Here is a 12870-nt window from a genome sequence, read left to right on the forward strand (position 1 = left end):
AAAGTACATCACAACAAGAGATAGAAATTATTTTCTGACAAATGTAATTGTTGAAATCTTGGGTAAGCCAGCTTGATCGCTGGACTAAATTTTTTGTGGTTGGTTGAAAAACAATAAGTAACAACTAACCATTAACGAGCCTTTTAGTTATTTGTTGGTACTGGTGTTGCGGGAGCAACTTTTACATTTTTAGCGTCTACACTTTTAACACCTTTAATTTCTTGAGCCAAAGTGGGGATTCTATTAAGTTGCTCCTGAGTAGGAACCGTTCCAGCAACAGTAACAACACCTTCTTCAGATTCAACAGTTAACTGACTAGCTGGTAAATTTGCTTCTAATTTTCCCCGAACTTCGCTTTCCAAATCGGCATCAGCTCTATCTGCGTCACCGCCAGTGATGTTGTTACGTTGCTCCCGCGCCCGAATGTCAGACTCAATTTGGTCTTTACGAACTTCGCTTGTGGCGTCTTGTTGATTTTCTTGAGCTGTTTCTGTCGCTGGTGCGTTGACGTTTTCCTCTGTATTGCTAGGGGCATTTGTACTGGTTCTAGAGGCTGTTTCGCAACCAGCTGCACCTACAACCAGGACACCACTAATTAGTAATGGAATGAATTTCTTCATTGTTTTTCTCACCTGAAAGTTTTAGCAATGAATTAACATGTGTGCAAGGAAGAGGAGCGAATTTTTACAAATTGGTCATTCGTCATTAGTCATTCGTCATTAGTAAGTAACAAAGAAAAAAATGACAAATGACAAAGGACAAAGGACGATTGACTAACTAGATATTTGTATCTCTACGGTCATCTCTACGGTCAACGATGACTACTTTGGGGTCATTGTCAACAACATTGCTAGGATAATCAGCACGAGTGGTATCAACTCCAGCATTAGCAGGATTTACATAATCGCTGCGAGTTGCGGTGGCATCGGGTACATTGTAGACACCAAACTCTTCAATGCCTCGATTTCTGAGAACTGCTTCAGCGCGCTGGATTTCGGCTTCCGTGCCTTCTACCATGACTAAATAATGCCCACGGGAGACGCGATCGTTGTAAACTCTAGCTCGTTCTTCAGGGATTCCTAAGCCAACAAGCGCACCTACTAACCCGCCAGCAGCAGCACCAATACCAGCACCCGCAGCAGTTGTAGCTAGAGTTGTGGCTAATTCACCTGCCAGTAAGATTGGACCTACACCAGGAATTGCCAAAGTACCCAAACCTACCAACAAGCCGGTCAGACCTCCTAGTACACCACCTGTAACCGCTCCAGCAGCAGCTCCTTCATCTGCTTTATTGCCAACACGCTTTTGTGTGTCAACACCAGCAATATCACCAGTGCGATCCGCGTCTTTGGCAATTACAGATATTTGATTCATGTTAAAGCCAGCATCTCTAAGTTCGGTGAGCGCATATTCGGCATCACTACGATTAGAAAATACTCCAACTGCACGTCTGCGTTCTCCCACAACCATTTTTAATCCTCCATTAATCAGTAATTTTGTGCTTACATTACTGTTTTGCCTTGTTTTTCTCCCGCTTCCATCGTTCTCAAGTGTCAACTGTTTATCTATCAACAGAAAGGTTATTTCTGTTTGAATATGGGAAATAGGGAATAGAGAATAGCGTGATGGAGAGGTGGGGGATGGGGAGATGGGGAGGAGTGGGAGAGTGGGAGAGTGGGAGAATAACCACTAACTACTAACCACTAACTCTTGACCAATGACTAATGACCATTGACTCTTGACTAACAACGGAAATTCCGCCTCCATTGTTCGGTTCTACGACTTTCGCCATAACACAAATACCGATAATCTCGTAATTAGTAGCGAAAAAAGTAGTAAAAATCTGCCCAAAACGCTGGATGTCGCTATTGAATCAAGGGGTGAATACCTGTGTACAAATGGATCTTGCCTAGTCTGAGCGAAGTGTTAGCCAAGAGTCAATCAACTGTAGCTTTTTGTTCATCTGCTAAGGCACAGCAGCAATGGCGTATAAGCTTGGCAGCTACACAACAGCTACTATTAAATAATTTAGCAACGGTTGGTACTGATGTAACGCAAGGATTAGTTTTAGCTGCACCAGCACCAGTATTTAATCATCCCAATCTGACTCAAAGCTTGCGATCGATAACTTTTACAGCACAAGTATTTAATCCTTTGGCACTGATGCCATTTCAGATGCCCGATCGCGATGTTGCGATCGCAACAGATACAACTGTCGCGAATGAATCGGTATTGCCATTGCTCAAAACAGATCCATTGGCGAAAGAGCAGTTTTGTCTGGTTTTTACAGATAAATTTAGACTAGTACTGGTTTTAACAGAAAACGACGGGCAACAAGCATTTTTATTTTCTTTTGATCCAGAGGTTGTCCAGCAGGCGTGGAAAGCTTTGGGCGCACGGGTAATGTTGAGTAATCCCGATCTGTTTGCTGAACTAGAAGAATTAGTACACAAGTATTATACTCCGACACCAGATTATCGCATAGTGATGCAGTTCAGCCAGTTGTTGCTAGCAGAATTACCAGAGGAGGAAGGGACTAGAGGTTGGGGACTAGGAACTAGGGAAGCTGTTGAAGGAACTGGTGAGCGCAAGCAAAACGCTGAGGTTAATTCTCATTATTCCTCATCGCCAATACCTGATGTAGAAATGCTGCAAGCTTTTGCCCATGAAGTCCGCACTCCCCTAACAACCATTCGCACTATTACCCGACTGTTGCTAAAACAGCGTGATTTGTCTGCTAAGGTAATTAAGCACTTAAAAATTATCGATCGCGAGTGTACCGAGCAGATCGATCGGATGGAGTTGCTGTTTAGAGCAGCAGAACTAGAAACTTCTGCCACGGACAAAGCTACAAACACTCACTTGACAGCGATGTGCCTTGAGGAAGTCTTGCAAGTGAGTATCCCCCGCTGGCAAGAAGCGGCAAGTCGGCGTAACTTGACATTAGATGTGGTTCTACCCCAACAGTTGCCAACCGTGGTGAGTAATCCTACTATGCTGGATCGAGTTCTCACTGGTTTAATGGAGAATTTCACCCGTAGTTTACCTGCTGGTAGCCATATTCAAGTACAGGTCATTCCGGCTGGCGATCAATTAAAGTTACAATTATTACCTCTCCCTCAAGAAGGAGACAATGGTGCAGCGGCAAAATCAATCTGTACGCCGCCAATTCGCAAAGCTCTTGGTCAATTGCTGATGTTCCAACCAGAAACGGGTACAATTAGCCTGAATCTTGCTGCAACCAAGCATCTATTTCAGGCAATTGGTGGAAAATTAATTGTGCGTGAACGTCCTCGCTATGGGGAGGTTTTGACTATTTTTCTGCCTTTAGAAGGAGCAGAAGCCAAGGAAAATCCAAAATTCAAAATTCAAAATTCAAAATTATAGACTTTAATTTTCATGGGGTTTGTCGCTGGCAATTGCTAACTGCACTGTAAAGGTGGAACCTTCTGACAGCTTGCTTTTTACAGAAATAGAGCCACCGCAGTTTCGTAAGAGTTGCTGTACAATTGTTAAACCCAAACCTGCACCACCTGGATCTTCTGTTGGTAGTGGACGTACACGATAAAAGCGATCGAAAATTTTGGGAATTTCGCTTTCAGCAATACCAATACCAGTATCACGCAATTCTAGTAAGACATAATCGCCTTGAAGACGTCCCCGCACCCATACTTGACCACCGTTGGGGGTATATTTAATACTATTAGAAAGTAGATGGATAACAAGCTGTCTTAGTCCTCCAATTACACACCAAACCGCAGGGAGTTCAGTAGGTACAGTGTAAGCTAACATGATGCCTTTTTCTTGTGCTAAGGGCTGGTAGGTACTGACTACTCCAGGCACGATATCTGCTAAGCGTACTGACTCTAAGTTCGTTTCCTCTAAATTGTGCTCAATTTGTACTAATTCCAACACGCCGTGAATGAGAGAATTTTGGCGATCGCACTCTCGTTTCAGCATCTGTAAATAACGTTGTCGCTGAGGGTTTTTTAAACTAGGGGAATTCAACAGACTCAAAGCTGTCTTCATGTGCGTTAGGGGTGTACGCAGTTCCTGACAGACATTGCTCAAGAACTCATCTTTGAGTTGCAAACTGTTGTGTAGTATTTGTTTTTGCTGTTCTACCTTGGCGATCCGCTTAGTGATAATTTGACGATTAATCTCATCCTGTCTTTGAAGTTGTTTTGCCAATAACTGACTTAGTAGAGACGTTGCATGCAACATCTCTACTGAGGGACAAATCAAATCAGCAGGTGCGGCGATCGCAGATAATTCTGTTATTGTTATCTTTTTCATACCATCTAAAACTTGCTGAATGACTTTTCCGTCAACCGTGGTTATAGTCAGCAAAGTTTTAGGGCTTTTGAGTTGCCGATAAACCACGATTAAACTGCAAAACCGTGGTGACAACACTATGAAAAAATATTCCCGGCGAATCTGACTATTTGACAACAATTCCAAGCATTTTTGAGATGAGGAAGTATTTTCTCCCTCCACTCCCCCAGACGCGCCATAGCGCGTCTCTACATCTCTCCCTTTCTCTGCAACTTGGCAAGTATAGATAACTCCATGTTCACCAAATTGCTGACGATAACGCTGAATTTCTGAATGCCAAATTTTTCCTGGTGGTAGCTTTACCCATAAAGTAGCAGCAATCTGCTGTTCAATGAGTAAATCAATTTGCGACTTTAGCAGTGAAAGCAGAGTAGCAGGTGTTAAGGATAAGACTTGAGAAGGCATTTGCACTTCCAAAGCCAACTGATAAATTGACAGATCCGGGCCCGGAGAAGCATTCATGAGTAAAGCAAATAAAAAACCAAGAAATATCAAAGATAAATAATACTGCCTTAGATTTTCACCCTTAAGTGTTCATTTTTTACAAAATAAATTGGAAATAATTAGTAGTTAGTGGTTAGTTTTTACTTTTTGACCACTAACTACTAACTACTAACCATTAACCATCAACCTTCTTCATCCTCTCTGCTAAAGCGTCGCGTGCATGTTCTCTATCATCAAAGTGAATTTTTTCGGTTCCGAGAATTTGGTAGTCTTCGTGACCTTTACCAGCTAGCAAAACCCCATCTCCGGGTTGTGCTTGTAATATCGCGGTACGAATGGCGGTAGCGCGATCGCATATTACTGTTGGTTGAACTGTCTGTGGTATTCCTGTTAGTATATCCTGCAAAATTTGTTCCGGGTCTTCAGTGCGGGGATTATCGGATGTAACTACTGCTACATCAGCTAATTCAGCAGCGATTTTACCCATTTTTGGACGCTTTGTTCGATCCCTGTCTCCCCCACAACCAAACACGCAAATCATCTTACCGGGAATAAACGGACGCGCGGCTTTGAGCAAATTCTCCAAACTATCGGGCGTGTGGGCATAATCCACAATCACGCTGATATCTTGTTCAGAACTTACCTGCACCCTTTCCATCCGTCCGGGAACACCCGGAAAGTCAGGTATAACATTTGGCACAATTTCTAAATCAAGACCTAAGTGTAAAACTGCTCCTACCGCTGACAGTAAATTTTCCAAGTTGTATTGACCGACTAGCGGCGAGCGAAAAGTTATATTACCTTTTGGTGTATGCAACATACCGCTGACGCCATTAGGCTCGTAAATTAGATCGCTCATCCACAAATCAGCAGTAGCATCGCTAACACTATAACTCCAAACCCGATCTGCATCTAAAGAAGCAATCAATCGCTTACCGTAGGAGTCATCGGCGTTAATTATTGCTCGTCCTTTGAGATAATCAGGACTAAACAACAGCGCTTTTGCTGCAAAATAATCTTCCATATCGCGGTGAAAGTCGAGATGATCTTGGGTGAGGTTGCTAAACACCCCTACCTCAAACTGGCAACCCATTACCCGTCCCTGTGCCAAAGCATGGGAACTAACTTCCATGACGCCATACTCATTACCCGCAGCCACAGCTTCTGCTAACTGGTGTTGCAGTTCCACTGCAAATGGCGTTGTATGGACGGCAGTTTGCGTGAATCCCGGCCAACGAGTGTAGAGAGTTCCCATTAAAGCTGTAGGTTTACTCGCTTTGTTCAAAAAATATTCAACCAAGTGGGTAGTTGTGGTTTTACCGTTAGTGCCAGTCACACCCACAAGTTTGAGTTTTTGCCCTGGATAGTCGTAGAAAGCAGCAGCTATTTGGGCACAGGCTTTAGTCATATCCGTAGCAGTGATGACACAAGCCTCTGGTGTAGGAGGGTGCTTGTGTGCTGCACTAGGAGATACAATTGCCGCTACAGCACCAGATGCGATCGCGCTTTGCCAAAAGTCCCCGCCATCCACTCGCGTCCCAGGCATACCTATAAACAAATCTCCCGGACTAGTAGCATGGGAATTGGTCGTCAACCCTTTCACCTCGCTATCCAATGCTGGATGTTCAGGTAATTGCAAAATCCCCTCTACAGTAGCTATTAACTGCCGCAGTTTCATGTTGTGAACCTCGTCAAAAAAGGGACTAGGGAAATACCGTTGGTTAGGGTAAAGGGTAAGGGGCAAAGGGCAAGGGAAGATTTTTCCCTTTAACCTTTCCCCTTTAACCTTTTCCCTTTCTCGGGTTCCCAGCTTGGGCTTTATTCTGCACTATTTTTCTTTTTCTACAAAGAGCTATTGATACTTCCGGAGTATTTTTTCTAACTGCTGTACCGTTGCACGGGGAGAAGGACGGGGTATAAGTTGCATACTCTCTTCTGTAGCATTTGTGGGGTTCGTATCTTGCCCCTCATCTACTCTGGGGTTGACTACAAACAAGACGGGAACCTCATACTGATAAGCGGCGAACCAGTCATCACGGGTGGTAATATCCCGAATTTCTAGCTGTAGAGACGCGAAATTTCCCGTATCTACAATTTGTTCTAACTTTTCCTGCAAGCCTTCACATAAATGACATCCTGGCTTGCTGTATAAAATTAATCGCATTTGTTTTTACCAATTCACGATCTGAGGGAGTAGTGGGGAATTTGATCGGGCGATCGCTCTCCATCATAGAAAATAGAACAAGTCAGAGTGAGAGCAATACTTCTCGGTTAAAGGGGAAAGGGAAAAGGGAAAGGGACGGATATTCATCCTTTACCCCTTCACCTTTAACATGCATCCCAAACCATAAAGGAGAATCAAGTCTGCTTATCCGAGAAGTATTGAGAGTGAGAGATTCTATATCCTTGACTGTTTAAGACTTAGAAAAATGTGGCAGTAACCTGTTTCGTTTGGTAACAGTACCATCTGAAAGCAAAACTTAACAAATTGGCGATCCGAAAAATAAAGGAATTGATCAAGAAGTATTTATCATGAAATTACAACGGCTGATAGATACCTAACTATGATCTACTGCCTTAATCCCAGTTGTGAGAACCCCTTAAATCCCGATCGGATAGACTTCTGTCAAAGTTGCGGCACAAAACTCATAGCCCTGCTGCGAAACCGCTATCGTATCATCCAACCACTGGGGGGTGGGGGATTTGGCAGAACTTTTTTGGCAGAGGATGAAGATAAGCTAAAAGAGCATTGTGTTGTCAAGCAACTTGCTCCACAAGTCAAAGGAACAAGTGCTCTAAACAAAGCAACCGAACTGTTCCAAGAAGAAGCGCGGCGTCTGCAACAGCTAGGAGAACATCCGCAAATTCCGACTTTGTATGCTTACTTTAGACACGATAACTACCTGTATCTAGTGCAGCAATTCATACAGGGGCAAACCTTACGACAGGAGTTAATACAGCAGGGAATTTTCAGCGAACAAAAGATTTGGGAACTGTTAAGTGAACTATTACCCGTACTAAACTTTATCCACCAGCATCAAGTAATTCATCGCGACATTAAGCCAGAAAATATTATTCGTCGCTTTTCCCAACACCTCCAGGATGGAGGAAATAAGGGGAATTTAGTACTGATTGATTTCGGTGTTGCCAAGCAGTTAACAACTACTTCTGTAGAACACACAGGTACAAGCATTGGTTCCTATGGCTATGCACCAATGGAACAAATGAAGTATGGCTGTGCATATCCAGCTAGTGACTTATTCAGCTTGGGCGTAACTTGCTTTTATTTATTAACAGGTATTCCTCCATCTCACTTATACATGGAACAAGGCTATAGCTGGGTGAAAGACTGGCGACAACACCTGAAGTCTCCCTTATCTGCAAAATTGGAGCAAGTACTAGACAAGCTGTTGCAAAAAGATATTGAGTCTCGCTACCAATCGGTAGATGAAGTCTTACAAGACTTGCGTCAGGAAGCACAACCAAAGCCAATATCACAAATTCTATCTGAAACGCTGCCACCATCAACCATCAGGCTGAAAGCATCACTTTTCCCAAACATTGTTAAGCAGCCAAAAATAAATTTAAAATATCAACTGTTAGTTGGGTTTGTCGTTTTGCTTGTGGGGTTAGGAGGATATGAAACTTGGAAAAGTTTGAGTGGTACTTCAACTCTAACTGGACATTTTGGTGATGTTAATTCCCTTGCTTTCCAGCCTTCAGGAAATATTCTTGCCAGTGGTAGTGATGACAAGACTATTAAACTTTGGAACTGGAAGAGTAGAAGAAAAATCCGTACATTGCATGGGCATAAAGGCATCGTTTATTCTATCGCCATTAGTCCAGATGCTCAAACTTTGGTTAGTGGAGGTAATGATAATAATATAAAAATCTGGAATCTAAATACAGGAAAGGAAATTCGTACCCTAAAGGGGCATTCAAACTGGGTTAATTCGGTTGCCATTAGTCCAGATGGTCAGACAATTGCTAGTGGTAGTTATGACGGAACTATCAAAATCTGGAACTTAACTACAGGACAGGAAATCCGCACTCTCAATGGGCATTCCAGCGCAGTTTTGTCCGTTGCCTTTACAGCAGATGCACATAAGCTGATTAGTGCTAGTGCAGACAGAAAAATTATCATTTGGAATCTGAACACAAGCCAAAAAATACGCACTCTGGAAGGACATAAAGCTGATGTGAATGCTATTGCCATCAGTCCTAATGGTCAACTATTGGTTAGTGTCAGCGATGACAAAACAGTCAAAGTATGGAACCTAAATACAGGCAAAGAAATACGCACTCTAGAAGGACATAAAGCTGACGTAAATGCTGTTGTCTTTGGTCAAGATGGGAAAACTATTGCTACTAGCAGCGATGACGATACTGTTAAAATCTGGAATCTGGTAACGGGAGAGATAATAGACACCAAAGAGCAGTCAGACATGGTTTTTGCGATCGCCTTTAGTCCAGATGGCAAGACGCTCGTTAGTGGTGGTGCAGATAAAACTATCAAAATTTGGCTAATTAGTCATTAGTCATTGGTCAAGAGTTAGTGGTTAGTAGTTAGTGGTTATTCTCCCACTCTCCCCCTCTCCCACTCCCCATCCCCCTATCTCCCCCTACCCCCTAGCAACAAGCGTCTAGTAGTGTGACAATATTCCTACTTTGTAAATTTGTGAGAGGAATAATGACGATGCATCCTACTCTCCAACGTGCATTTGCTAACCGCTGTGCTCTCAAAGTTATCAGCGGTTTGAATAACTTTGACGCCAACCGTGTTGCTGCCACCGTCAAAGCTGCACACTACGGTGGTGCGACTTTTGTCGATATCGCTGCCGATCCAGCCTTGGTGAAATTAGCTAAAAACTTGACTGATTTACCAATATGTGTATCAGCGGTAGAACCAGAAAAATTTGTGCAAGCTGTGGCTGCTGGTGCAGATTTAATTGAAATTGGGAACTTTGATTCTTTCTATGCCCAAGGACGCAGATTTGAGGCAGAGGAAGTTTTAGCGCTGACAAAAGAAACTCGTGCTCTTCTTCCTGAAATTACCCTCTCTGTCACCGTTCCCCATATTCTCACGCTAGATCAACAGGTACAGCTGGCTGAGGAACTGGTGAAAGTCGGTGCAGATATTATCCAAACTGAAGGCGGTACTAGCAGCAACCCCACTCACCCCGGTACTTTGGGCTTGATTGAAAAAGCCGCTCCCACTTTGGCAGCAGCTTACGAAATTTCCCGTGCAGTATCAGTACCAGTGTTGTGTGCTTCCGGAATTTCTAATGTTACCGCACCCTTGGCGATCGCCGCTGGTGCTGCTGGTGTTGGTGTAGGTTCTGCCATCAACCAACTCAACAGTGAAGTCGCAATGATAGCCGCTGTACGTGGCTTGGTGGAAGCTTTGAGAACTAGTGTAGAGGTTAGAGGCTAGGATAGGGGATAGGGGATGTGGAAAAGACAAGGGAGAAAAATTACTTCCTTGTCCTCCTTATCCCCGATTCCCGATCCCCTATCCCCTATCCCAAACAATCCTTGAGCCTATAAATCACCTGATCTTGCTGTTCTTCAGAAAGTTCTGGGAACATGGGCAAAGATACAACCTCTTGAGAGGCTTGTTCTGCCACTGGCAATTGCCCTGGTTGATAGCCCAAGTTTTCGTAAACTGGTTGCAAATGTAGAGGGCGGGGATAGTAAACCATTGTATTTACTCCCTGCTCTTGCAGTTGGTTACGCAGCCAGTCTCTTTTCTGGTTAAGTACACGAATCGTGTATTGGTTCCAAACTCCTTTTCCTCCAGCTAATTCTTGGGGTGGAGTTATACCGGGAACTTGCCTGAGAAACTGGTGGTAACGAGATGCGATCGCCTGTCTTTGTTGATTCCAAATATCTAAATAACGTAGCTTTATTTGCAGAATAGCCGCTTGGATCGCATCCAAGCGGCTATTGATACCTATCTCTTCGTGGATGTAGCGATTTTTTTGACCGTGTTCCTTGAGTATCCGTAACTTAGCGGCAATTTCTGGCTCGTTGGTCGTTATCGCCCCGCCATCACCACAGCCGCCAAGATTTTTGGTAGGGTAGAAACTAAAACAGCCGATGTGTCCTATACTTCCTACCTTTTTTTCACCCCAAATTGCACCTGTAGACTGGGCGCAATCCTCAATGACGATGAGATTGTGAGCATTGGCTATGTCCATTAATGCAGTCATATCCACAGGTTGTCCAAACAAGTGAACAGGGATAATAGACTTTGTTCTGGGTGTTATGGCCGCTGCTACTTGCCGCAAATTTAAATTAAACGTATTTGCATCGATATCAACAAATATCGGCTTTGCACCCACAGCACTGATAACTTCAGACGTGGCAATAAAAGTGAAGGGTGTTGTAATCACTTCGTCACCCGCACCAATATCAAAAACCCTAAGAGCCAAATAGAGGGCATCAGTACCGGAATTACAGGCTACGCATTGACTCACACCAGTATAGGCAGCAAACTGTTGCTCAAAGCCTTCAACTACTGGGCCGCCAATATAACGACCAGAATTTAGAACTTCTAAAACAGCAGCACTGATTTCTGCTTCAATAAAGGCGTATTGCTGCTTGATGTCAAATGCAGGGATAGAGTTTTCACTTTGAATCATGAGTTTTAAACTTATGTCAAGATAGATGCCAATGCAGAATTTTTGCTTAGGGAATTTTTAATCATACTGATACTATCAGGTTGTTGCCTTGAATACAGTTTTATCAAGAGTTTTTACTAAGTTTATTGTGGTGTAGCAAAATTCGTAAACACGATGCTTAACTCTTGAAATATTGGCCATCTCTGTAATTAGACCCTAAGTTTAATTCTGGATTGGGAATTTGAAATTGTTGAAGGCTCCCATCTGCTTGGGTAAAACGTGATATATATCAACACAAGATCCAATACATGTAATTAAAGTTCCCGGTAGTTGTTATGTTTTGATTGTTGTTTGTTGTTTGTTGTTTGATGTTTGTTGTTAGGAACAACCAACCCTTCGGGTTCGCCAGTCGTACCCTGCACCGAAGCCCTTCGGGTACTCTACCTTGAAGCCGCCCACAAGGGGCGTCTACGCCAGTCCCCCAACCCTTACGGGAAGCCGCTGCGCGTCTACGTGACGGAGACCGCCTTCTGGGGGGCTGGTCTCACCGCGCTGCGCGCGTCTACATGGGGGACTCGGGGCCCCCACGACCGACAGGGAGTGGGGATTGGGGGAGAACCCCCTGTTCTGCGCGCTGGCTCACCACCAACAAACAACTACCAACTACCAACCACCAACTAAACTATGCAGGAACTCATTAAACTGGATTTGATTGATTTGGCTAGTGCTACAGCATTGATGGCTATAGCCATTGGTTTATCTGCTTGGGAAAGCATAGGACTAGAACTCAACTTAGCCCTTGCGACTGGGAGAACCATCCTACAACTAGCGGTATTAGGATACGTTTTAGATTTCATCTTTGCTTTTGACAATGCTTGGGCAGTTTTGGGGTTTTTAGCAGTCTTATTAACGATAACGGCGATTGTCGCACGAAATCGCATCACTCAAAAAATACCGCAAGTTTTGCCCTTAGTGTGGGGTTCAATTTTAGTTAGTACAGTTTTAGTTATAATTTATACAAACTTTATAATTATTCAACCAAATAGATGGTATGAACCGCAGTACGTAATTCCCCTTGCTGGAATAATATTAGGTAATGCTATGAATGCAGCTGCGATCGCCGGAGAACGTCTTGTCAATACCATCAACAACAGCCAGCAAGAAATAGAAATTCACCTGAGTTTAGGTGCAACTCCCCAGCAAGCAGTCGCCCAGTATCGCAAAGACGCTATTCGTGCTGGCTTAATTCCCACCATCAATCAGATGATGATTATTGGTTTAGTGACAATACCAGGGTTTATTGCTGGACAAGTGCTGGGTAGCGTAAATGCCCTCGATGCTACATCCTATCAAATTTTAATCATGTTCATGACTGCTGTCGCTAACTTGCTAACAAGCATTTTATTAACCAGGGGATTGAGCCGTTTGTTTTTTAACTCCGCTGCCCAGCTGATTAGATGAGGAGGGC

The 12870-nt window shown here is 43.6% G+C and carries 10 protein-coding genes; 4 read left to right on the top strand and 6 right to left on the bottom strand.

The annotated features are described in order from the left end of the window. Nucleotides 1–143: 143 nt before the first annotated feature. Nucleotides 144–620: a BON domain-containing protein gene (locus FIS9605_RS0121300; protein WP_026734402.1), complete on the bottom strand. Its 477-nt coding sequence runs from the start codon at nucleotides 618–620 to the stop codon at nucleotides 144–146. Between the two features lie 157 nt (nucleotides 621–777). Continuing rightward, nucleotides 778–1470: a general stress protein gene (locus FIS9605_RS0121305; protein WP_026734403.1), complete on the bottom strand. Its 693-nt coding sequence runs from the start codon at nucleotides 1468–1470 to the stop codon at nucleotides 778–780. Nucleotides 1471–1890: 420 nt separating this feature from the next. On the opposite strand from FIS9605_RS0121305, the gene FIS9605_RS0121310 reads away from it, so the two are divergent. After that, nucleotides 1891–3387 carry a sensor histidine kinase gene (locus FIS9605_RS0121310; protein ID WP_026734404.1) on the top strand — a complete coding sequence of 499 codons (1497 nt, stop codon included), beginning with the start codon at nucleotides 1891–1893 and terminating at the stop codon, nucleotides 3385–3387. Between the two features lie 3 nt (nucleotides 3388–3390). Here the strand turns inward: FIS9605_RS0121310 and FIS9605_RS0121315 are convergent, their stop codons facing one another. The 3 genes from FIS9605_RS0121315 to FIS9605_RS0121325 all read right to left on the bottom strand — a co-directional run bounded on the left by FIS9605_RS0121315 (nucleotide 3391) and on the right by FIS9605_RS0121325 (nucleotide 6943). Continuing rightward, nucleotides 3391–4797, bottom strand: coding sequence for a DICT sensory domain-containing protein (locus FIS9605_RS0121315; protein ID WP_026734405.1), 1407 nt, complete (start codon nucleotides 4795–4797; stop codon nucleotides 3391–3393). Between the two features lie 157 nt (nucleotides 4798–4954). Beyond that, complete coding sequence (locus FIS9605_RS0121320; RefSeq protein WP_026734406.1) at nucleotides 4955–6457, bottom strand: UDP-N-acetylmuramoyl-L-alanyl-D-glutamate--2,6-diaminopimelate ligase; 1503 nt, start codon at nucleotides 6455–6457, stop codon at nucleotides 4955–4957. 174 nt (nucleotides 6458–6631) lie between these two features. Further along, entirely contained in the window at nucleotides 6632–6943 is a 312-nt protein-coding gene (locus FIS9605_RS0121325; RefSeq protein WP_026734407.1) for a glutaredoxin family protein, read from the bottom strand. 400 nt (nucleotides 6944–7343) lie between these two features. On the opposite strand from FIS9605_RS0121325, the gene FIS9605_RS0121330 reads away from it, so the two are divergent. After that, a complete protein-coding gene (locus FIS9605_RS0121330) occupies nucleotides 7344–9317 on the top strand; it encodes a serine/threonine-protein kinase (RefSeq protein ID WP_026734408.1) in 1974 nt (657 codons plus the stop codon). A gap of 152 nt (nucleotides 9318–9469) precedes the next feature. Further along, on the top strand, nucleotides 9470–10213 hold the full coding sequence (locus FIS9605_RS0121335) for a DUF561 domain-containing protein (protein WP_026734409.1): 744 nt from the start codon (nucleotides 9470–9472) through the stop codon (nucleotides 10211–10213). Nucleotides 10214–10298: 85 nt separating this feature from the next. Here the strand turns inward: FIS9605_RS0121335 and FIS9605_RS0121340 are convergent, their stop codons facing one another. Next, nucleotides 10299–11423: a DegT/DnrJ/EryC1/StrS family aminotransferase gene (locus FIS9605_RS0121340; protein ID WP_026734410.1), complete on the bottom strand. Its 1125-nt coding sequence runs from the start codon at nucleotides 11421–11423 to the stop codon at nucleotides 10299–10301. A gap of 663 nt (nucleotides 11424–12086) precedes the next feature. Here FIS9605_RS0121340 and FIS9605_RS0121345 point away from each other — a divergent pair. Beyond that, nucleotides 12087–12863, top strand: coding sequence for an ABC transporter permease (locus FIS9605_RS0121345; protein WP_026734411.1), 777 nt, complete (start codon nucleotides 12087–12089; stop codon nucleotides 12861–12863). Nucleotides 12864–12870: the final 7 nt, after the last annotated feature.

It is taken from the genome of Fischerella sp. PCC 9605 (assembly GCF_000517105.1).
Taxonomy (GTDB): Bacteria; Cyanobacteriota; Cyanobacteriia; order Cyanobacteriales; family Nostocaceae; genus PCC9605.